The organism is Stenotrophomonas sp. LGBM10 (genome assembly GCF_046736075.1).
Taxonomy (GTDB): domain Bacteria; phylum Pseudomonadota; class Gammaproteobacteria; order Xanthomonadales; family Xanthomonadaceae; genus Stenotrophomonas.
The window spans coordinates 2425411-2445872 of the sequence record NZ_CP177163.1; the positions used below are offsets into that span (position 1 = coordinate 2425411).

Here is a 20462-nt window from a genome sequence, read left to right on the forward strand (position 1 = left end):
GACCAACGGTCGGCTCTACCGGGGGCGAGGAGCAGCCGACCAACGGTCGGCTCTACCGGAATGCGCCGGGCGCGGTGCTACGCCGGTTCGTCGGGAATCAGCATGTCTTCGAGTTTGGCGATGCAGTCCTTGAGCTGCAGCTTGCGCCGCTTCAGGCGCTTGGCGTCCAGCTCGTCGTCGCCATTGGCGGCCATGTGCAGGATCTGCTCATCGAGCGCGCGGTGCTCCTGCCGGAGCACGGCAAGACGGGCACTGATCTCGGCGGGTGTCAGGGTATCCACAGCCATTGAGCATACACATCCATGATGACGCCCGGGAGTGAACGCAGTCACTTCCCGGTCGCCGTGGTGGCGGCCCCGAGCCGGTAGAATGCTGCCCATGAGCGCCGTCCTGCCCTTGCCCGATCCTGTCCTGCGCGCCCGCGATCCGCGTGCGGCCGAGGCGGAGCAGGACAAGCTGGCGCGGCGGTTGCGTCGCCAGGTTGGCCAGGCCATCGGCGACTTCGGCATGATCGAGGCCGGCGACCGGGTGATGGTCTGCCTGTCCGGTGGCAAGGACAGCTACACCCTGCTGGACGTGCTGCTGCAGCTGCAGAAAAAGGCACCGGTGGAGTTCGAGCTGGTGGCGGTCAACCTGGATCAGAAGCAACCCGGTTTCCCCACCGACGTCCTGCCGGGCTACCTGCGCTCGATCGGCGTGCCCTTCCAGATCATCGAGCAGGACACCTACTCGGTGGTCACCCGGGTGATCCCGGAAGGGCGCACGATGTGCTCGCTGTGTTCGCGGCTGCGGCGCGGCGCGCTGTACCGGCATGCGGCCGAGCATGGCTTTACCAAGATCGCCCTGGGCCACCATCGCGACGACAGCGTGGCCACGTTTTTCCTGAACCTGTTCCACCACGCCAAGCTGTCGGCGATGCCGCCCAAACTGCGCAGCGACGATGGCGCGCACGTGGTGATCCGCCCGCTGGCCTACGTCAGTGAACAGGACATCGCCCGCTACGCGCAGATGCGCGCGTTCCCGATCATCCCGTGCACGCTGTGCGGCAGCCAGGACACCCTGCAACGTCGCCAGGTCGCGCAGATGCTGCAGGGCTGGGAGCAGGCGCACCCGGGGCGGATCGACCAGATCGCGCGCGCGCTGGGCAACATCCATCCCTCGCAGCTGGCCGACCCGGCCCTGTTCGATTTCCTGTCGCTGGGGCGCGTGCAGAACGCCGCGCCGGCCGCCCCGCGCGGGTGGCCCACCTTCGATGACGCTGGCGAGGCACCGCCGCCGGCATAGCCGGTCCACCGTGCCTTGCGTCCCTTCCACGCTCTCATTCCGGAATTCCATGTTCTTTCGCAACCTGACGCTGTTCCGCTTCCCGACCGCCACCGACTTCTCCGAGGTCGACACCCTGCTGCCGCAGGTCCTGCTCAAGCCGGTCGGCCCGCTTGAAATGACCTCGCGCGGTTTCATCTCGCCGTTCGGCCGTGAAGAGAAGGCCGTGTTCTCCCATCGCATCGGCGATGCCCTGTGGCTGACCGTGGGCGGTGAAGACAAGATCCTGCCTGGCGCGGTGGTCAACGACCTGCTGGCGCGCAAGCTCGAGGAAATCGAGGAGAAGGAAGGCCGCAAGCCGGGTGGCCGCGAGCGCAAGCGCATGAAGGACGACCTGCTGCATGAACTGATGCCGCGTGCCTTCATCAAGAGCTCGCGTACCGACGCGCTGATCGACCTGACGCACGGTTACGTGGCCGTGGACAGTTCCAGCCGCAAGACCGGCGAGAACGTGATGTCCGACATCCGTGGCCTGCTCGGCAGCTTCCCGGCGATGCCGCTGAACGCCGAAGTGGCGCCGCGCTCGATCCTGACCGGCTGGATCGCCGGCGAGGCACTGCCGACCGGCCTGAGCCTGGGCGAAGAATGCGAGATGAAGGACCCGGCCGAGGGCGGCGCCGTGGTCAAGTGCCAGCACCAGGAACTGCGCTGCGACGAGATCGACAAGCACCTGGATGCCGGCAAGCAGGTCACCAAGCTCGCGCTGGTGTTCGAGGACAACCTGTCCTTCGTGCTCGGCGACGACCTGATCGTGCGCAAGCTGAAGTTCCTGGACGGGGCGCTGGACCAGCTCGAACACGCCGACGACGACGGCCGCCGCGCCGAACTGGATGCCCGTTTCGCCCTGCAGAGTGGCGAAGTCCGGCGCCTGTTCCTGCTGCTGGAAGAGGCTTTCAAGCTCAGCAAGGCCGATTGACGTAGAGCGGGGCTCTGCCCCGCTGCGCGCGATCCCTCAGCGGGGCAGAGCCCCGCTCTACGTCCTGCTGCGCGTGGTCCTTCAGCGGGGCAGAGCCCCGCTCCGCTGCACGCGATCCCTCAGCGGGGCAGAGCCCCGCTCTACGTTCTGCTGCACGCGATCCTTCAGCGGGGCAGAGCCCCGCTCTACGACCTGCTGCACGTGGTCCCTCAGCGGGGCAGAGCCCCGCTCTACGCCCTGCTGCGCGTGGTCCCTCAGCGGGGCAGAGCCCCGCTCTACGTTCTGCTGCGCGTGGTCCTTCAGCGGGGCAGAGCCCCGCTCTACCCGCCACCCCGCAGTCATCTGCGGCGCGCCGTCGGCGCTATGCTGTACCCATGTCCGGATTCCTCCGCCGCCTCATTTCGCCGGCTGCCCCCACCCTGCAGCGCGACACGGTACGGCTGCGCCTGGAAGATGCGGAGATCGACGTGCTGCGCGTGCGCGATCCGCGTGCGCGTCGCATCAAACTCAGCGTGGACGAGCGCGGCGTGCGCCTGACCCTGCCGCCGCGCGCCAGTCTGGTGATGGGCGAGCGCTTCCTCGAACAGCACCGTGATTGGCTGTCCACGCAGCTGCGCAGCTACCAGGCGCACAACCTGCCACCCCCGCTCGTGATCGGCGAGCCCGGCCAACTGCCCCTGCGCGGCGAACTGGTCGCGCTGCGCTGGGAGAGCGGCCGCTTCGCTCACCTGGAGCGCGATGCGGCGGGCCTGGTGATGCACTGGCCCGCGCGCGGCAACGAGGCCACCCTGCGCCGCAGCCTGCGCGAGTTCTATGAAGCCCAGACCCGCGCCGACGTGGGCCAGTGGCTGCCCCGTTACCTGCCCGGGCTGCCGCGCGCGCCGGCACGGTTGCGGCTTAAGGTGATGTCGTCGCAATGGGGCTCGCTGGCCCCGGACGGCAGCATGGCGCTGGACCTCGCCCTGGTGCTGGGGCGTCCCTCGGCGTTCGAATACGTGCTGGTCCACGAGCTGTGCCACCTGATCCAGCCCAACCATTCGCCGGCCTTCTGGGCCGAGGTGGAAAAGCGGTTCCCGGCCTGGCAGGACGAGCGCGACTACTTCCAGCGCGAAGGCCGCCGCCTCAAGGCAATGCTCCGCCAACTGCTGTAATGCCGGCCGCTGGCCGGCAACCCGTGAAACCGTCCCCGCCGAGGTAATGCCGGCCGCTGGCCGGCAACCCGTGAAACCGCCCCGCCGGGGTAGTGCCGGCCGCTGGCCGGCAACCCGTGAAACCGTCCCCGCCGAGGTAATGCCGGCCGCTGGCCGGCAACCCGTGAAACCGTCCCCGCCGAGGTAGTGCCGGCCGCTGGCCGGCAACCCGTGAAACCGTCCCCGCCGAGGTAGTGCCGGCCGCTGGCCGGCAACCCATGAAATCGTCCCCGCGTAGGTAGTGCCGGCCGCTGGCCGGCAACCCGTGAAACCGTCCCCGCCGAGGTAGTGCCGGCCGCTGGCCGGCAACCCACCCAACCGCCAGCTCAGGCGCGGGCGCGCAATGCCGCCGCCTGCGCCCAGCGCTCGGCCACGCGCGGTGCGGTGATGCACACGGCCTGGTCGGTCACCGTGGTCACCGCACGCTCAAGCAGCTGGATGTCGGCTTCGTGCTGGCGCGCAACGTGCGGGTCCTCGAAGAAGATCGCCCGCTGGCAGTGGCCTTCCAGCACCCGGTCGGCAATCTGCGCGTCGCCACCCATCGGGCCGCTCTGGTAGCGCTCCACCCAGGCCTGGTCCTGCGGCCAGCCGCGGCTCCACGCCAGCTCGTTGAGACGCTGCCCGGTGGTGCCGGTGCCGATCCGCGTGCGGAACCGCGACAGCACCTCGAAATGCTCCGCGGCGAAGGCCAGCATCGCCGGCTTCATCGCGTCGTGCGCGATCAGCGCCAAGGTCTGGTGTTCGAAGGCGTGCAGATCATCGGCACCACGGTCTGCGGCGAGCCCGGCATGCACGCGCTCGATCTCGATCCAGTCGCGTGCGGTCGCCACGGTGGAGATGAAGGGCTTGCCGTGGATCACGCACTGGCGCTTGAGCGCGGTCGCTTCGGGGAAGATCGAGGACGGGTCGACCGGGTCCATCAGGTAGATCGCGCCGTCCAGGGTGCGCTCCGGCGTGCCCATGCCGACCACTTCGGCCACCAGCTTCATCAAGCCGCCCTGGCGCCCGTTCGGATAGCGCCGCAGCGTCGCGAAATCCTGCAGGAAGCCCAGTCGCTGGATCGCATCGAAGGTGCGCCCGACCGCATGCAGTTCCACTCCCAGTTCGCGCAGGCCGCTGTCGCTGGCGCGCAGCCAGCGGAACAGCGCGGCGTGCTTGTCGTGATGGTGCAGGCGGTTGGCGGCCAGGCCGATGCGCATGGGGGGCATCCGACAGAGGAAGGAGGCCGCAGTGTAATGCGATCGCCTGCCCGTGGCGCAGCCGCAGGAATGCGATGGCGGACCGGCGCATTGCGTGCGTGGCGTCACGCACACAGGGGTTTGCAACAAGTTTCATTGCCGCGCGTGGCGCAATCGCTAGGGTGAGTCGGATGCAGCGCAGCGCATGTCGTCAACGACGCCGACAGGCTGCGCAGGCCGATGTTCCGGTGGCGAGGGGGAGGGCGGGCGCACCTGCAGGGAGGCCCGCCATTCGACGCTGCCCAGGGCGCATTGCCGTTGGCAACCATGATGCAGGGGGCAGAATCAATGATCACCAGTGAACAACGGCCTGGACAGACCGCGTCCATGCCGGCACAGGGGCAATGGCCGCTGCGCCGTGAGGTGGTCTCCCTGCCGCTGCCCGGCGGGCTGGTGGCCGGGGCACAGGTGACGGTGGACCCGCTCACCGGGTCCGGCTCCCTGCTGCGCTGGGCCATCCCGCTGCTGCTGATGGTGCTGGTCCTGCTGTTGATGCACGCCTACGGCTACTGGCGGCTGCACCGCGAGGCCGGCGAACGCCGCCGCGCCGAGCGCCGCCTGCAGGACGTCTGCGCCACGCTGCCGGCGGTGGTGTACCAGGCGCGTCGCGGGCGCGATGGCGTGTTGTCGTTTCCGTATATCACCGGGGATACGTACTCGCTGTTCGGGCTGTCGGCCGAGGTGGCAATGGCCGATGAGTCACGCCTGTTCGCCACGGTCCACCCGGACGACCAGACCCATCTGCGGCGCAGCGTGGAGGTGTCTGCCGCGCACCTGACGGTGATCGATGTCGAATTCCGCGCCTGTGGCCCGCAGGGATGGCGCTGGGTACGGTCGCGCGGCCAACCGATGGCTGCCGACGACGACAGCGTCAAATGGAGCGGCTACTGGATCGATGTCACCGCGTCGCACGAGCAGGCCACCGCCCTGGCCGCGGCCCGCCGCGATGCCGAGGCCGCGGCGGCGGCCAAGGCGCACTTCCTGGCCACCATGAGCCACGAGATACGCACCCCGATGAGCGGCATGCTGGGCATGCTCGAGGTGCTGGAAGATTCCGGGCTGGACGAAGAGCAGCGCGCGCTGCTGGCCACCGTGCACGATGCGGCCAGCCTGCTGCGGCAGATCCTGGACGACGTGCTGGACTACTCGCGCATCGATGCCGGCGCGCTGCCGCTGGAAGCCACGCCGATCACGCTGGCCGGCATCATCGGCAACGTCCAGCGTCTGCTGGCACCGATGGCGGCCAACAAAGGGTTGTGGCTGCGCTACCGGATCGATCCGCGGGTCGCGGCCGGCCACTGCGGCGACGGCGTGCGCCTGCGCCAGATCCTGTTCAACCTGTTGGGCAATGCGCTGAAGTTCACCGCGCACGGCGGCGTGCGGATCGAACTGGACGTGCGTGCGGACGAGGGCGACCGGCAGCGCCTGTGCCTGGCGGTGATCGATACCGGCATCGGGGTGTCGGCCGAACAGCAGGCCCTGCTGTTCAGTCCGTTCACCCAGGCCGAGGCCTCGATCGGGCGCCGCTATGGCGGCAGCGGGCTCGGGCTGAGCATCTGCCGGGGGCTGGCCGGCCTGATGGAGGGCGAACTGCGCATGCACAGCTCACCCGGGCAGGGCACGCGCATGGAACTGGAGCTCACCCTGCCGGTCGCGCCCGGCCCGGGCGCCGCCCCCGCCAGTGCTCCCGACGAGACGAAGACCGTGTTCGCGCCCGGGCTGCAGGTGCTGGTGGCCGAGGACGATCCCATCCATCAGGCGCTGATGGCCTGGCGGCTGCGGCAACTGGGCCTGGGCCACACGATGGCCACGCAGGGCGAAGAAGCCCTGCGCCTGATGCAGGGCCGGGCCTTCGATCTGGTGATCACCGATTGCCAGATGCCGGTGATGGACGGCTACGCGCTGGCCAGTGCGATCCGGCGCACCGAGCGCGCGACCGGGGCCGTGCCGGTGCCCATCGTGGGCCTCACCGCCAGTGTCCAGACGCAGACGCAGCAGCGCTGCCAGCAGGCCGGCATGGACCGCATGCTGACCAAGCCGATCACCCTGGAGGCCCTGCGCGAACACCTGGCGGCGCTGCTGGTGACCACGGCGGACATGGCCGCCTCGGTAGACCCGGTACCGTGCGTGGAGACGCTGGGCCGGCAGCTGGGCTCGACCGCGACCGCCCGGGAGGTGCTGGCGCTGATGCAGACCACCACCCGCGCCGATCTGGCCGGCCTGACCCGGGCCGTGGCAGGGGATGACGCCGACGCGGCCACCAGCTGCCTGCACCGGATGGCGGGCGGGCTGGCGGTGGTGGGGGCGCGCCGGCTGGGCAAGCAGGCGCGTGGGCTGATGCGGGCGCTGGAGGAGGCCCCGCTGGCCGACAGCCGCGCCGGGCTGGGCCGGTTCAGCGCCGGGGTGGAGCGCTACCTGGCCGGGCTGTGCGGCGTGGAGTTTTCGTAATAGTTGCATGGTGTCGGATTCGGCCCTGTATGACAGTGGCGCGGTGTTTCCCCACCCTGGAGTGCCCGCCATGAACCCGCTCTCTTCCGCCGCAACCCCGGCTCCCGCCGCTGCCGTCGACCGCGCCACCCGCCTGCGCACCCTGGCCGGGGTACTGCGCCAGGCCCCCCAGTCCGACGCGGAGCTGCTGCTGGCCGGGCTGGCCCGCATGCTGGAGGCCCACATGGGCCGTGACCACGACGATGCGGTCAGCAATGCGCGCATCCGCGCTCAACTGGACAACATCCAGCTGCTGCTGGCGCTGGAGATCGAGCGCGCCGGCATCGACCCCCAGGCCGCCCGCGCCGCCTGATCCGTGGGGGCTCAGGCGGTGACGAGCTGGACGATGCTGGCCGCCGCGTCGCGGCCCTCGGCCACGGCGGTGACCACCAGGTCGGCACCACGCACCGCATCGCCGCCGGCGAACAGGCGCGGGTGGGCGGTCTGGAACGGCAGCCGGCCCTGGCCGCCGGCCACGATGCGGCCGTTGTGGCCCGCCTCCACCCCGTGCGCAGCCAGCCAGGCCGGCGTGCTGGGCGAGAAGCCGAACGCGATGATCACCACGTCCGCTTCCAGCAGCGATTCGCTGCCGTCGATCGGTACCGCGTTGCGGCGGCCCTGCGCATCGGGCTCGCCGAGCTGGGTTTCCACCACCATCACCCCGATCACCTCGTCATCGGCACCGGCTTCGATCGACAGCGGCTGGCGGTTGAACAGGAAGCGCACGCCTTCTTCGCGTGCGTTGGCCACTTCGCGTGCCGAGCCGGGCATGTTGGCCTCGTCGCGACGGTAGGCGCAGGTCACCTTGGCCGCGCCCAGGCGCACCGCGCTGCGGACGCAGTCCATGCCGGTGTCGCCACCGCCGAGCACCACCACCCGCTTGCCGTCCAGGTCCGGCAGGGCGATCTGGTCTTCCCAGCCGGCGATGGGCCGGCCGTGGGCGTCGCTGCCGCCGACGATGCGGCTGTTCTGCACCAGGAACGGCAGCGCCGGCAGCACGCCCTTGAGGTCCTGCCCAAGCAGGCCGCCATCGGTGTAGCGGTAAGCACCGGTGCCGACGAACACCGCGTCGTACTCGGCCAGAAGCTGGTCCACGCTGACATCGCGGCCGATCTCCACGCCCAGCCGGAACTGCACGCCCATGCCTTCCAGCACGTTGCGGCGGCGGCTGATCACCGCCTTGTCCAGCTTGAAGCTGGGGATGCCGAACTGCAGCAGCCCGCCGATCTGTTCGTAACGGTCGTACACCACCGCCTGGATGCCGGCATGCGCCAGGCGGTCCGCGCAGGCCAGGCCGGCCGGGCCTGCACCGATCACCGCCACGCGCTTGCCGGTGGGCTCCACGGCGGCCATGTCCGGGCGCCAGCCGGTGGCCAGGGCGGTATCGACGATGTACTTCTCCACGGCGCCGATGGTGACCGCGCCGAATTCCTCCAGCGTGCAGCTGCCTTCGCACAGGCGGTCCTGCGGACACACCCGGCCGCACACTTCCGGCAGCGGGTTGGTGGAGTGACACAGCGTGGCCGCTTCGTGGATGCGGTTCTCCTGCACCAGCTGCAGCCATTGCGGGATGGCGTTGTGCACCGGGCACTTCCAGCTGCAGTACGGGTTGCCGCAGTCCAGGCAGCGGCCCGCCTGGAACTGGGCATCTTCCTTGCCGAACTTGCCGTACAGCTCACCCCAGTCGCCGGAGGTGCGCAGTTCGACCGGGATGCGCTGCGGCATGGTCCGGGGCAGGTCGAGGAACTGGAAAGCTTGCTTGCGGCTCATGGCGTGCTCGGATTGGTTGGCGTTGCCGGCCAGCGGCCGGCACTACCAGGTGGGGCTGCCGGCCAGCGGCCGGCACTACCAGGTGGGGCTGCCGGCCAGCGGCCGGCACTACAGCGGTGGGAGGTGCGGCGCCGGTCGGGGGATCGGCGCCTCCCGCCCGGTCAGGCGGCGCGGCGCAGTGAGTCGGTCAGCGATTCGATGCTGGCGGCCTTGGGTTTGACCAGCCAGAACTTGCCGACGTAATCGCGGAACTCGTCGAGAATCTGCTGCGCCCAGATGCTGCCGGTCAGTTCGCGGTGGCGGCTGATCAGCGTATGCAGGTGCTGGCGATGGTTCTCGAAGCCCTCGGCCGAAATGCGGTGGATGTCGATCAGTTCGTGGTTGTAGCGGTCCACGAAGTCGCGGTCGATATCCAGCACGTAGGCCAGGCCACCGGTGAAGCCGGCGCCGAAGTTCAGCCCGACCTTGCCGAGCACCAGCACGATGCCGTCGGTCATGTACTCGCAGCAGTGGTCACCGGCGCCTTCGATCACCGCCAGCGCGCCCGAGTTGCGCACGCCGAAGCGTTCGCCGGCGCGGCCGGCCGCGAACAGTTCGCCACCGGTGGCGCCGTACAGGCAGGTGTTGCCGATGATCGCGGTGTTGCGTGCCTCGAAGCGCGCGCCACGCGGCGGGCGCACCACCAGCCGGCCGCCGGCCATGCCCTTGCCGACGTAGTCGTTGGCTTCGCCTTCCACTTCCAGCTGCAGGCCGCCGACATTGAACGCGCCGAAGCTCTGCCCGGCGGTGCCGCGGAAGCGCAGCGTCAGCGGTGCATCGCTCATGCCCTGGTTGCCGTGCGCACGGGCGATGGCGCCGGACAGGCGGGTGCCGATCGAGCGGTCGGTGTTGTGGATCAGGAAGCGGTGCTCGCCGCCGAGCTTGCCGGCGATGGCCGGCGCCAGCAGTCCATCCATCTGCGTGGCCAGGCTGTCCGGCGATTCGTACAGGCGCTGGGCCGCGCAATGGCTGCCGGCGTACTGCGCCGGGTTGAGCAGGCGCGACAGGTCGACCTTGACGCCGGGGCGCGGTGCGACCGCCAGCTGCTGCAGCAGGTCGGTACGGCCGACGATCTCGTCCAGCGAACGCACGCCCAGGTAGGACAACCAGCCGCGGACTTCCTCGGCCAACAGCCGGAAGAAGTTCTCCACGCGCTCGGGCAGCCCGGTGAAGTACTGCGCGCGCAGGCGCTCGTCCTGAGTGGCCACGCCGGTGGCGCAGTTGTTGAGGTGGCAGATGCGCAGGTATTTGCAGCCCAGCACGATCATCGGCGCGGTGCCGAAGCCGAAGCTGTCCGCGCCGAGCAGCGCGGCCTTGATCACGTCCAGGCCGGTCTTCAGGCCGCCGTCGGTCTGCAGCAGGGTGCGCCCGCGCAGGTCGTTGGCGACCAGCGCCTGGTGCGATTCGGCCACGCCCAGTTCCCACGGCACGCCGGCATAGCGGATCGAACTGACCGGGCTGGCGCCGGTGCCGCCGTCATGGCCGGACACGGTGATCAGGTCTGCGCCGGCCTTGACCACGCCGGCGGCAATCGTGCCCACGCCGGCATGGCTGACCAGCTTCACCGAGACCAGCGCGTCCGGGTTGACCTGCTTGAGGTCGTAGATCAGCTGGGCGAGGTCTTCGATGGAGTAGATGTCGTGGTGCGGCGGCGGCGAGATCAGGCCGATGCCCGGCTTGGCGTAGCGCAGCCGCGCGATCAGCTCGTTGACCTTGTGCCCGGGCAACTGGCCGCCTTCGCCGGGCTTGGCGCCCTGGGCAACCTTGATCTGCAGCACTTCGGCATTGACCAGGTACTCGGCGGTGACGCCGAAGCGGCCCGATGCAACCTGCTTGATCTTGCTGCGCTTGTCGGTGCCATAGCGCACCGGGTCTTCGCCGCCTTCGCCGGAATTGCTGCGCCCGCCCAGCCGGTTCATCGCGATCGCCAGTGCTTCATGCGCTTCGGGCGACAGCGCGCCCAGGCTGATGGCGGCGGTATCGAAGCGGCGGAACAGGTCTTCGGCCGGGGCCACCTGGTCCAGCGGGGTGGGTACGGGCGCGGCCTTGAGCTGCAGCAGGTCGCGCAGTGCCGACACCGGCCGGCCGTGCACCGCCTCGCAGTAACGCTGCCAGTCGGCGGCATCGCCGCTGCGCGCCGCGCGCTGCAGGGTCATGACCACGTCCGGGTTGTACATGTGGTACTCGCCGCCGTGCACGTACTTGAGCACGCCGCCCACGTCGGGGCGCAGCAGGTCGTTCCAGGCGCGCACGGTGAGCTCGCGCGCTTCCTGGTCCAGCCGTTCGAAGCCGACGCCGGCCACCCGCGAGGCGGTGTCCGGGAAGCACAGGTCGACCACCTCGTCGTCGAGGCCGACGATCTCGAACAGCTGCGCGCCGCGGTAGCTGGCCACGGTACAGATGCCCATCTTCGAGATGATCTTGGACAGGCCCTTGTAGATGCCCTTGCGGTAGCGGCGGCCGATCTGCGACTGCTCGCCGCCCTTGCTGAGCTGCAGGATGCCGCGCCGGCCCAGGTCGAACAGGGTCTGGTAGGCCAGGTACGGGTACACCGCGGTGGCGCCGAAGCCGAGCAGGCAGGCCATGTGGTGCGCGTCGCGCGCGGTGCCGGTTTCCAGGATCAGGTTGACGTCGCAGCGCAGCCCGGCGTTGGACAGGTGGTGGTGCACCGCGCTGGTGGCCAGCAGGGCATGCACCATCGGCCGGTCGGCCACCGGGTAGCGGTCGCTCAGCAGCAGCATCACGATGCCATCGCGCGCGGCTGCCTCGGCTTCGGCGCAGATGCGCTCGATGCCCGCCTTGAGACCTTCCTCCAGGCTGTAGGAGAGGTCGATCAGGCGGTTCTTCTCGACGTACTGCTCCATCTTGATCAGCTGGCGCAGCTTGCGCTGGCTGAGCACCGGCGAGTTGAGGATGACGTGGTTCACCGTCTCCGCGCCGGCATGGAAGATGTTGGTCTCCTTGCCGAGCTGGGTGGACAGCGACATGACGCAGTCTTCGCGCAGCGGGTCGATCGGCGGGTTGGTGACCTGCGCGAACGCCTGGCGGAAATAGTCGTAGAGCGGGCGGCTGTGCTGGCTGAGCACCGCCATCGGGGTGTCGTCGCCCATCGAGCCGGTGGCTTCCTGCTCGGTTTCCGCCAGCGGCCGCAGGATCTGCTCGACCTCTTCGGTGCTCAGCTGGAACAGCTTGTGGTAGCTGCGCAGCGTGCGTTCGTCGAACGGTTCCTCGACCAGCGACGGGTCGATCAGTTCGGTCTGCAGGTAGGTCACGCCCTGCTGCAGCCACTGCTTGTACGGTGCACGGCCGCGGTTGATGCGGTCGATGGCATCGGAGTCGAGCAGGTCACCGCGCTTGAGGTCGATGGCCATCATCTCGCCCGGGCCGAGCTTGCCCTTGCGCACCACGCGCTCGGCCGGCACTTCCCACACGCCCGCTTCGGAGGCCACCAGGAAGTGGCGGTCGGAGGTGAGCATCCAGCGCGCCGGCCGCAGGCCGTTGCGGTCCAGCGTGCAGGCCGCATAGCGGCCGTCGCAGGCGACGATGCCGGCCGGACCGTCCCACGGCTCGCTGTTGAGGCCGTAAAACTCGTAGAACGCGGCCAGGTCGGGGTCCTTGAACTCCAGCGACTGGGTCGCCGGCGGCACCAGGATGCGCAGGGCCTGGATCAGTTCCATGCCGGCGCTGACCATCAGTTCGAGCATGTTGTCCAGGCTCTGCGAATCCGAGCCATGCATGGAGATCACCGGATCGAACTGGCCGATGTCGAAGCGCGGGGTTTTCCACACCTTGCTGCGCGCCTGCGCCCAGCGCCGGTTGCCTTCGATGGTGTTGATCTCGCCGTTGTGGGCGAGCATCCGGAACGGGTGCGCCAGCGGCCAGCGCGGCAGCGTGTTGGTGGAAAAGCGCTGGTGGAACACGACGGCACTGGAGGCCAGGTCGTTGCGCTGCAGGTCCGGGTAGAAGCGGCTGAGCTTGTCCGGCAGCACCATGCCCTTGTAGCTGATCGCGTTCGGGCTGAGCGTGGTGACGTAATAGTCGGCGTGGTCGCGCAGTTCCTGTTCGCTGCGGCGGCGGGCCAGGAACAGCGCCAGGGTGAAGGCGGCCTCGTCCTGGTCGGTGGCGGCATCGACAAACACCTGTTCGATGCGCGGCAGCGTGTCGCGCGCCAGCTGGCCGCAGACGCTGGGATCGGTGGGCACCACGCGCCAGCCGACCGGCTGGCAGCCTGCGCTGCGCAGCTGCTGTTCCAGCGTTTCGCGGCAGGTCTGTGCGGCGGCGTCGTCGTGCGGCAGAAACACCACGCCGGCGGCGAAGCGTGCGCCGAGGCGGAGCCCGGCCTCGGCGGCGAGCGCGTTGAGGAACGTGTCCGGGCGGCGCAGCAGCAGGCCGCAGCCGTCGCCGGTGATGCCGTCGGCGGCGACGCCGCCGCGGTGGGTCATGCGCGAGAGTGCGGCAATGGCGGTGTCGACCAGCAGCCGTGACGGCTGGTCGTCGAGCTGGGCAACCATGCCGAAACCACAGGCATCGCGCTCATCTTGCGGGTCGTAAAGCCCTTGGCGGTTGCGGGGGGCCATCTCTGCCTCGAAGTCGGGTGAGCGGCGACAGTCGTCCCCGCTCAATCCGTTGAGCGCAAGCGAAGGCACCGGATGACTCGACTAGAGCATAGTTGTTGCAACGCCGCAATACACGGTTGCAGGCGCAACCAAACCCCTGCTTTTCCAGCCTCCAACGCCCCGTGTTCAGCCGCAGCGCAGGCCGCTGATCACGCCCTTTTCGTCCAGTTCGATGTTCAGGCGCTCGCCCACGAATTCCATCGTGGTCATGTCGCTGGGCTTGAGCACGCGCAGTTGTTTGGCGCCGGCATCCTGCTGGGCCTGGTTGCCAACGGCATCGGTGAAGGCCTGGCCGACCAGGCTCTGCACCTGGGTGGCATCGCAGTTGCCGACCGGCGGTGCTTCCAGCGCTTTGCCGGTGGCATCGGCGGGCGCAGCCGCTGCTTCGGCGGCCTGCTGCGCATGCATGCCCACCGCTTCCTGCTCGTCCATCGGCGGCGCCTGGCAGGCGCTCAGCACAAGGACGGCCGGGAACAGGGCAATCGACAGAATCTTGGGACCCACAAAACGCCGCAGGCGGCGGAACGACAAGGACGACATCGGCACTCCAGACATCCAACCGGGAAACGATGGAGCATATCGCCTGGACGGGGGCCAGGTGTTGGGGTTGCGTTATTGACGCGCTGCCGCACCGCCAACGGTGACACTGGCCGCCCCTTCCACGATGCCCGCCATGCCCACCCGACCCACCGCCACGCCCGAAGCCGCCGCCGCCCGCCAGGCCGGCCTGCGCCATGTCAGCGACGATCAGCCCGGCATTGCCCGGCGCCGGGCCGGGAAGGGTTTCAGCTACCGCGATGCCGACGGGGCGGCCGTACGCGATGCCGCCACGCTGGCGCGGATCCGCGCGCTGGCGGTGCCGCCGGCCTACACGGCGGTGTGGATCTGCGCGCAGACCAACGGCCACCTGCAGGCGACGGGGCGCGATGCGCGCGGACGCAAGCAGTACCGCTACCACGCCGACTGGTCGCGGGTACGCGGCGACGGCAAGTTCGACCGGGTGATCGCCTTCGGCATGGCCTTGCCGGCGCTGCGCCGCCGCCTGCGCCGCGACCTGGCGCTGCCGGGCTTCCCGCGCGACAAGGTGCTGGCCATCGTGGTCGCCCTGCTGGCCGACACACTGGTGCGCATCGGCAACGCCGCCTACGCGCGCGACAACCGTTCCTACGGCCTGACCACGCTGCGCAACCACCACCTGGCGCTGGTCAAGGGCGGGCGCGCGCAGATGCGCTTCCGCGGCAAGTCGGGCCAGGCGCACGAAGTGGACGTGGACGATCGGCGCCTGGTGCAGCTGATCCGGCGCTGCCAGCAGTTGCCGGGGCAGGCACTGTTCCAGTACCGCGACGACGATGGCAGCGTGCAGCCGGTGGATTCGGGGCAGGTCAACGCGTATCTGCACGACGCGATGGGCGAGGATTTCAGCGCCAAGGATTTCCGCACCTGGGGCGGCACCGTCGCGGCGCTGCGCCAGTTGGCGGCCACCGCCTTGCCCGAGCCAGCCAGCGAACGGGCGCTGATGGCGCTGCAGAACGAGGTGGTGGGCGCGGTGGCGGCGCTGCTGGGCAACACGCCGGCGGTGTGCCGCAAGGCCTATATCGATCCGTGTGTGTTCGACGGCTGGCGCGCCGGGCAGTTGAGCCGCCTGGCGGGGCTGCGCGGCGACCGCCAGTGGGAGCAGGCGACGCTGCGCTTCCTCAAGGCCGCACGGCGCAGCGCCCGCGCAACGACGCCGAGGCGCTGAGCGCGCGCCCGGTCGTCAGCCGCAGTAGAGCGCGGTGATGTTGTTGGTGCGGCCGGTTTCGATGGTCAGCCGGTCGCCGCCGCTCTGCGCCCCGGGCGTGGGATCGGCCGCGCCGCTGGCCGTGGGGCCGCTTTCGGTGCGTTGGCCGCGGATCACGGCGACCTGCAGGCTGTCGCTGTCCACGCGGGCGCGTTCGATGGTGGCGGCCGATGCCGCCAGACCGACCGCGCCGCGCACCTTGTCCACGTGGCATTGGCCGGAGATCACGCCGTCGATGGGCTGCACCTGCGCGACCGGTGCGCTGCTGCAGGCGGAAAGGGCGGCCACGGCGGCCACCGCGATGAGGGTGCGATACATGGGAACTCCAGGAAGGGCGATGCCTGGATGCAGCGTGCCTTCGCCGGCGTATGCGGCGGATGAACGCGTACACGGCATGCCCACATCGCGCTCACCCTGTCTGGCCGCGCGGTTGGTCACACTGCCTCTGCACTTGAACGCTTACGCAAAGGAGCCGCAGATGGCCACCCGCACGACCCGAACCCGCCCTTCCGCCCCGCGCAAGACCGCCACCGGCAAGACCGCCAAACCGGCGGCCGAGCGCACGCCCGTGGTCAAGACGGCCACCCGCAAGGCGGCCGCCAAGGACCCACGCGCGGCCCGCGTCGCGGCACGCCAGCGGCGCCTGCAGGACCAGGAGAAGGCCAAGGATGCGCGCGTGGCCAAGCAGGCGGCGAAGAAACAGGTTGCCGGTGCGGCAGCGAAGAAGGCCGGCAAAAAAGCCACCCAGGCCGGGGCACGCAAACAGCCCGAGACGATGCCCGCCCAGCACCTGGCCAAGCCGGGCAACGAACACGAACTGGATCTGGCGCCGCGGTTCCTCGCGCCGGATTACCGCGGCAGCGGCAAGCTGCAGGGCAAGCGCGCGATCATCACCGGTGCCGATTCCGGTATCGGCCGCGCCGTGGCGGTGCTGTTCGCACGCGAAGGCGCCGACGTCGCCGTGCTGCACCTGGACGAAGCGGCCGATGCGAAGGTCACCCGCCAGCATGTGGAAGCCGAAGGCGGCCGCTGCGTGGTGATTGCCGGTGACGTGCGCGACCCGGCGTTCTGCGCCAAGGCCGTGAAGCAGGTGGCCAAGGCGTTCGGTGGCATCGACATCCTGGTCAACAACGCGGCGTTCCAGCTGCATTGCGAACGCCTGGAAGACCTGGAGGACGCGCATCTGCAGGAAACCCTGCAGACCAACATCGGCGGCTACATCCAGATGGCACGCGCGGTGCTGCCGCATCTGGAGGAAGGCGACTGCATCATCAACACCGGCTCGGAAACCGGGTTGTTCGGCAGCAAGTCGCTGGTTGACTACTCGGCAACCAAGGGCGCCATCCACGCGTTCACCAAGGCGCTGGCCAGCCAGCTGCTGCCGCGTGGGATCCGGGTCAACGCAGTGGCGCCCGGCCCGGTATGGACCCCACTGAACCCCGCCGACAAGCAGGCGCAGGACGTGGCCGACTTCGGCAGGGACAGCGACATGGGTCGCCCGGCGCAGCCGGAGGAACTGTCGCCGGCGTACGTGTTCCTGGCCTCGCCGGTGACCGCCAGCTACATCAGCGGGGCGATCCTGCCGGTGATGGGCGGGCCGCGCGGCTGACCTGCGGCGGCGCGTAGAAGCCGGCGATGGTCGGGATGAAGCGCTGCGGGTTGGCGCCGACCAGGTTGGTCAGCACGACCACCGCCAGCCCGCGTTCGGGGTAGACGATGAAGGCCGCGCGGGCACCGCCCATGCCGCCCACCTGCAGGTCGGGCACCGTGCCCAGCACCGGCCAGCCGGCGGCCCAGCTGCCGTCGGTGCCATCGTTGAGGCGCTCGGCGCGCCACATGCGCGTCATGCTGCGGCGGGGAAGCAGCCGCTGCTGCGACAACGCCACCATCCACTGCGCCACGTCATCGGCGGTGGTCAGGATGCCGCCCCCGGCCCACAGGGTCGGGGGCATGTCGTAGAACCAGTGCGACAGGCGCGGCGCCGCATCCGGTGCATCGGTACCGCGCGGTGCGTAGCTGTACATCGTGGCCGCGCCGGCCACCAGGTCGTAGCTGTCGCCGAAGGTGGTGCGCGGCATGCCTGCGGCCGCGAACTGGCCCTGCTGCAGGTACTGCGCGTACGGCACGCCCGACTGCCGGGCGATGATGCGTGCCAGCAGCACGTAGTTGGTCTGGTTGTACATGAAGCGCTGGCCGGCGGGTGCTTCCACCGGCAACGCGGCCACCGCGTTCCACGCGTCCTGCTCCGAACCGCCACCGAGCAGACCGCGCGCGTCGAGGATGTCGGGCAATCCAGAGGTATGCGCCAGCAGCTGGCGCACGCGCACGCTGCGCCACGCCTCGGGCAGATCGTCCAGATACCGCGACAGCGGTGCCTCCAGGTCCACACGCCCGGCGTCGGCCAGTTGTGCCATCGCCACGCCGGTGAAGGATTTGGTGGCCGAGTTCAGCGGAAACCGCGTGGTCGGCGTGGTTGCCACGTCATTTTCGACATTGGCCAGGCCGAGGGCATCGGACAGCACCACGCGGCCATCCTTGACCACCGCGATCTGCAGGCCGGGAATGCGCTGCTCCTGCATCGTCTGGCGGATGAAGCGGCGGGTCTGCGCGTTCGCATCGTCCCAGGGGGTGGCGGCCCCGCTCTGCAGCGGCAGCAGGCCGGGGAGCATCAGGGCAACGCAGGCAAGCAGGAAGCGGTGTCGTCTGGAACGCATGCAATGTCCTTCGGCCATCAGTGGCTCGACGGCTTGGATGCCGGGGCCGCGCGAAGGGTTTAAAGCGCAGGCGCGGACGACCGTTCGTCGGCACGCGCCATCCGGCACTTGACGACACCTGTAGTCACTGGCACCGTGGCTACACGTGTAGTCATCGGAGAGTGTCATGCGCGGCAAGACCATCGGGGACCAGGAGCTGGCCCTGTTGCAGTACGTAGCGGAACAGGGCGGCGCCACCGTGGGTGAGGTGGCGGCCGGGTTCGGGGAGGAGCGCGGCCTGGCCCGCTCGACCGTGCTGACCATGATGGAGCGCCTGCGCGGCAAGGCCTACCTGCAGCGCAGGCAGGTCCAGGGCGTGTATCGCTATGCCGCCACCACCGGGCAGGACAGCGTGGTCCAGGGGGCGGTGGCCAGCTTCGTCGAGAAGACGCTGCAGGGCTCGCTGTCGCCGTTCGTGGCCTTCATGTCGCACAAGGCCGACGTGAGCGACCAGGAGCTGGCCGAGCTGGAAGCGTTGGTCGCACAGTTGCAGTCGCGCAAGCGGGAGAGCTGAGACATGGACAGCCTGATGATCGAATTGCTGACCCGGCTGGGCTGGACCAGCCTGCAGAGCGTGCTGCTGGTGGCCCTGGTATGGGGCGTGTGCCGGCTGCTGCCGGCGCTGCCGACGGCCACGCGGTGCCGGCTGTGGTGGCTGGTGGCCGCGCAGGCGGTGCTGGGCCTGGTGTGGAGCAGCCCGCTGGAACTGGCGGTGTTGCCTGCGGCGGCCACGCCGACCGCGCACCTGGTCGCACTGCCCGCCGTGGAGACGGCACTGACGAGCGCACCCGCCATGACCGACGCGGTGGCGATGGCGGCCCCGCAGGCGGCGCTGTGGTCGTGGCCGGCGCTGCTGCTGGCCGCATGGGCCGCCGGCGTGGTGGTGGTGCTGGTGCACAGCCTGCGCGGCTACCGGCACAGCCGTGCGCTGGTGCGCGGCGCGGCCGACTGCACCGATGCGACGTTGCGGCAGGCGCTGCAGCTGGCCGCTGAAGCACACGGTCTGCGCCGCGCGCCGACCCTGAAGGTGTCCGCGCAGATCCGCTCGCCGCAGCTGATCGGGCCGTGGCGCCCGGTGCTGCTGCTGCCGGCACGGGAACTGCCGTCGATGAGCGCCGACGACCTGGACATGGCGCTGACCCATGAACTGGTGCACCTGCAGCGCCACGACCTGTGGTGGGGGCTGCTGCCCGCACTGGCCCAGCACCTGTTCTTCTTCCATCCGCTGGTGCATCTGGCTGCACGCGAATACGCACTGGCGCGCGAAGAAGCCTGCGACGGTGCGGTGGTGGCCGGGCACGGCCATTGCCGCCACGACTACGGTCGGCTGCTGGTGCAGCTGGGCGTGGCACCGCGACCGGCGGTGGGCGTGGCCAGCGCGTCGCCGAACTTCCGCAGCCTCAAGCGCCGGCTGCTCACCCTGCAGCAGACCCATCGCTTCCCGCGCGTGGCCGCGCTGGCCATCACGGCCGTGATCGTGCTGGTGGGCGTGGCCCCGATGCGCCTAGTGGCGGCGATAGCCCCGCCGCCGCCCGCACCGCCGGTAGCGGCCACGCCGCGCGTACCGACGCCGCCGGCGCCGCTGCCCGCCCCCGCGCCGGCCGCGGTGCTCGCCCCGCTGGCCGCACCGCAGCCGCTGGCTGCACCGGCAGCGCCCACCGCACCGATCGCCCCCACGCCACCGCGCGCGCCGGAACCGCCCACGGCGCTGGGCGATGATGGAACGGCGTTCATCACCCACGGCCAGCTCAGCCTTTCGCGGCAACCCGCTCAGGCCTTCGTGCTGATGGGCGGGGACGACGGCAACTTCGTGGATGCGTCGATGGCCGATCTCAAACAGGCGCGGCGCGACGCGCACGGCGACGCACCGGCCCTGTGGGTGCGACGTGGCCAGGACCGCTACCTGATCCGCGACCCGGCCGTGCTCCGGCAGTTGGCCCGCACCCAGGCCGAGGTCGCCGCGCTGGGCAATGCGCAGGCCGGGCTGGGCGACCGCCAGTCCGAGCTGGGCCAGCTCCTGGCCGATGTATCGATGCAGGCCACCGCCGATGCGATGGCGTCGGTGGATGTGGCGGCGATGGCCAATCTGGCGGCACGGTCCGGGGCGGCCTCAGCGTCCGATGCGGGGCAGGCCACGCGGCAGGCCCGCATCGCCGCGAGCAAGGCGGTGGATGCCCAGCAGCTGGCACGGGTCGCGCGCGAGCAGGCCGAAATGGGCCGTGAACAGGCGCGTCTGGCCCAGCAGCAGAGTGTGGCCACGGCCCGCGCCGCACGCGAAGTGCGGGCGGCGATCGATCAGGCCCTGTCCAGCGGAAAGGTGGAGCGCCTGCGCGACTGAGGCCGGCCCCAC

Annotated in this window: 16 protein-coding genes; 9 read left to right on the forward strand and 7 right to left on the reverse strand. The window is 70.1% G+C overall.

Annotated features, from left to right (window positions below; all coding sequences use genetic code 11):
* Nucleotides 1-77: 77 nt before the first annotated feature.
* Nucleotides 78-281: a YdcH family protein gene (locus tag ACLB90_RS10240; protein ID WP_411852737.1), complete on the reverse strand. Its 204-nt coding sequence runs from the start codon at nt 279-281 to the stop codon at nt 78-80.
* 88 nt (nt 282-369) lie between these two features.
* Between ACLB90_RS10240 and ttcA the strand changes: the two genes are divergently transcribed.
* From ttcA to ACLB90_RS10255, 3 genes are all read left to right on the forward strand, one after another.
* Nucleotides 370-1284, forward strand: coding sequence for a tRNA 2-thiocytidine(32) synthetase TtcA (gene ttcA / locus ACLB90_RS10245; RefSeq protein ID WP_411849401.1), 915 nt, complete (start codon nt 370-372; stop codon nt 1282-1284).
* A gap of 49 nt (nt 1285-1333) precedes the next feature.
* Entirely contained in the window at nt 1334-2239 is a 906-nt protein-coding gene (locus ACLB90_RS10250; RefSeq protein WP_411849402.1) for a recombination-associated protein RdgC, read from the forward strand.
* Between the two features lie 374 nt (nt 2240-2613).
* On the forward strand, nt 2614-3390 hold the full coding sequence (locus tag ACLB90_RS10255) for a M48 family metallopeptidase (RefSeq protein WP_411849403.1): 777 nt from the start codon (nt 2614-2616) through the stop codon (nt 3388-3390).
* A gap of 365 nt (nt 3391-3755) precedes the next feature.
* Here ACLB90_RS10255 and ACLB90_RS10260 read toward each other — a convergent pair whose 3' ends face one another.
* The gene (locus ACLB90_RS10260; RefSeq protein ID WP_411849404.1) at nt 3756-4628 is read right to left on the reverse strand and encodes a methylglyoxal synthase; all 873 of its coding nucleotides are present in this window, start codon (nt 4626-4628) and stop codon (nt 3756-3758) included.
* A gap of 327 nt (nt 4629-4955) precedes the next feature.
* Here ACLB90_RS10260 and ACLB90_RS10265 point away from each other — a divergent pair, with 327 nt between their 5' ends.
* Nucleotides 4956-7115, forward strand: a complete 2160-nt coding sequence (locus tag ACLB90_RS10265) for an ATP-binding protein (RefSeq protein WP_411849405.1) — start codon at nt 4956-4958, stop codon at nt 7113-7115.
* Nucleotides 7116-7185: 70 nt separating this feature from the next.
* On the forward strand, nt 7186-7467 hold the full coding sequence (locus tag ACLB90_RS10270; RefSeq protein WP_411849406.1) for a hypothetical protein: 282 nt from the start codon (nt 7186-7188) through the stop codon (nt 7465-7467).
* Nucleotides 7468-7478: 11 nt separating this feature from the next.
* Here ACLB90_RS10270 and ACLB90_RS10275 read toward each other — a convergent pair whose 3' ends face one another.
* The 3 genes from ACLB90_RS10275 to ACLB90_RS10285 form a co-directional block, all read right to left on the reverse strand.
* Nucleotides 7479-8924 (reverse strand): FAD-dependent oxidoreductase, encoded by a 1446-nt coding sequence (locus ACLB90_RS10275; RefSeq protein ID WP_411849407.1) that lies wholly within the window; start codon nt 8922-8924, stop codon nt 7479-7481.
* A 161-nt stretch (nt 8925-9085) separates the two neighbouring features.
* Complete coding sequence (gene gltB, locus ACLB90_RS10280) at nt 9086-13540, reverse strand: glutamate synthase large subunit (RefSeq protein ID WP_411849408.1); 4455 nt, start codon at nt 13538-13540, stop codon at nt 9086-9088.
* Between the two features lie 165 nt (nt 13541-13705).
* Entirely contained in the window at nt 13706-14119 is a 414-nt protein-coding gene (locus ACLB90_RS10285; protein ID WP_411849409.1) for an I78 family peptidase inhibitor, read from the reverse strand.
* A 133-nt stretch (nt 14120-14252) separates the two neighbouring features.
* On the opposite strand from ACLB90_RS10285, the gene ACLB90_RS10290 reads away from it, so the two are divergent.
* Nucleotides 14253-15320, forward strand: coding sequence for a DNA topoisomerase IB (locus tag ACLB90_RS10290; RefSeq protein ID WP_411849410.1), 1068 nt, complete (start codon nt 14253-14255; stop codon nt 15318-15320).
* A 15-nt stretch (nt 15321-15335) separates the two neighbouring features.
* Here the strand turns inward: ACLB90_RS10290 and ACLB90_RS10295 are convergent, their stop codons facing one another.
* Nucleotides 15336-15677 (reverse strand): hypothetical protein, encoded by a 342-nt coding sequence (locus ACLB90_RS10295; protein WP_411849411.1) that lies wholly within the window; start codon nt 15675-15677, stop codon nt 15336-15338.
* Between the two features lie 160 nt (nt 15678-15837).
* Between ACLB90_RS10295 and ACLB90_RS10300 the strand changes: the two genes are divergently transcribed.
* A complete protein-coding gene (locus ACLB90_RS10300; RefSeq protein WP_411849412.1) occupies nt 15838-16968 on the forward strand; it encodes an SDR family oxidoreductase in 1131 nt (376 codons plus the stop codon).
* On the opposite strand, the gene ACLB90_RS10305 is transcribed toward ACLB90_RS10300, so the two are convergent.
* Nucleotides 16925-18028: a serine hydrolase domain-containing protein gene (locus ACLB90_RS10305; protein WP_411852738.1), complete on the reverse strand. Its 1104-nt coding sequence runs from the start codon at nt 18026-18028 to the stop codon at nt 16925-16927. The genes ACLB90_RS10300 and ACLB90_RS10305 overlap by 44 nt on opposite strands.
* Before the next feature lie 211 nt (nt 18029-18239).
* Here ACLB90_RS10305 and ACLB90_RS10310 point away from each other — a divergent pair, with 211 nt between their 5' ends.
* Nucleotides 18240-18626: a BlaI/MecI/CopY family transcriptional regulator gene (locus ACLB90_RS10310; RefSeq protein WP_411849413.1), complete on the forward strand. Its 387-nt coding sequence runs from the start codon at nt 18240-18242 to the stop codon at nt 18624-18626.
* 15 nt (nt 18627-18641) lie between these two features.
* Entirely contained in the window at nt 18642-20450 is a 1809-nt protein-coding gene (locus tag ACLB90_RS10315) for a M56 family metallopeptidase (protein ID WP_411849414.1), read from the forward strand.
* Nucleotides 20451-20462 lie beyond the last annotated feature (12 nt).

Excerpts from the sequence above, each read along its gene's own strand:
- ttcA (WP_411849401.1), top strand. The coding sequence starts at position 370 with ATGCTGCCCATGAGCGCCGTCCTGCCCTTGCCCGATCCTGTCCTGCGC.
- ACLB90_RS10250 (WP_411849402.1), top strand. The coding sequence starts at position 1,334 with ATGTTCTTTCGCAACCTGACGCTGTTCCGCTTCCCGACCGCCACCGAC.
- ACLB90_RS10255 (WP_411849403.1), top strand. The coding sequence starts at position 2,614 with ATGTCCGGATTCCTCCGCCGCCTCATTTCGCCGGCTGCCCCCACCCTG.
- ACLB90_RS10260 (WP_411849404.1), bottom strand. The coding sequence starts at position 4,628 with ATGCGCATCGGCCTGGCCGCCAACCGCCTGCACCATCACGACAAGCAC.
- ACLB90_RS10265 (WP_411849405.1), top strand. The coding sequence starts at position 4,956 with ATGATCACCAGTGAACAACGGCCTGGACAGACCGCGTCCATGCCGGCA.
- ACLB90_RS10270 (WP_411849406.1), top strand. The coding sequence starts at position 7,186 with ATGAACCCGCTCTCTTCCGCCGCAACCCCGGCTCCCGCCGCTGCCGTC.
- ACLB90_RS10275 (WP_411849407.1), bottom strand. The coding sequence starts at position 8,924 with ATGAGCCGCAAGCAAGCTTTCCAGTTCCTCGACCTGCCCCGGACCATG.
- gltB (WP_411849408.1), bottom strand. The coding sequence starts at position 13,540 with ATGGCCCCCCGCAACCGCCAAGGGCTTTACGACCCGCAAGATGAGCGC.
- ACLB90_RS10285 (WP_411849409.1), bottom strand. The coding sequence starts at position 14,119 with ATGTCGTCCTTGTCGTTCCGCCGCCTGCGGCGTTTTGTGGGTCCCAAG.
- ACLB90_RS10290 (WP_411849410.1), top strand. The coding sequence starts at position 14,253 with ATGCCCACCCGACCCACCGCCACGCCCGAAGCCGCCGCCGCCCGCCAG.
- ACLB90_RS10295 (WP_411849411.1), bottom strand. The coding sequence starts at position 15,677 with ATGTATCGCACCCTCATCGCGGTGGCCGCCGTGGCCGCCCTTTCCGCC.
- ACLB90_RS10300 (WP_411849412.1), top strand. The coding sequence starts at position 15,838 with ATGGCCACCCGCACGACCCGAACCCGCCCTTCCGCCCCGCGCAAGACC.
- ACLB90_RS10305 (WP_411852738.1), bottom strand. The coding sequence starts at position 18,028 with ATGCTCCCCGGCCTGCTGCCGCTGCAGAGCGGGGCCGCCACCCCCTGG.
- ACLB90_RS10310 (WP_411849413.1), top strand. The coding sequence starts at position 18,240 with ATGCGCGGCAAGACCATCGGGGACCAGGAGCTGGCCCTGTTGCAGTAC.
- ACLB90_RS10315 (WP_411849414.1), top strand. The coding sequence starts at position 18,642 with ATGATCGAATTGCTGACCCGGCTGGGCTGGACCAGCCTGCAGAGCGTG.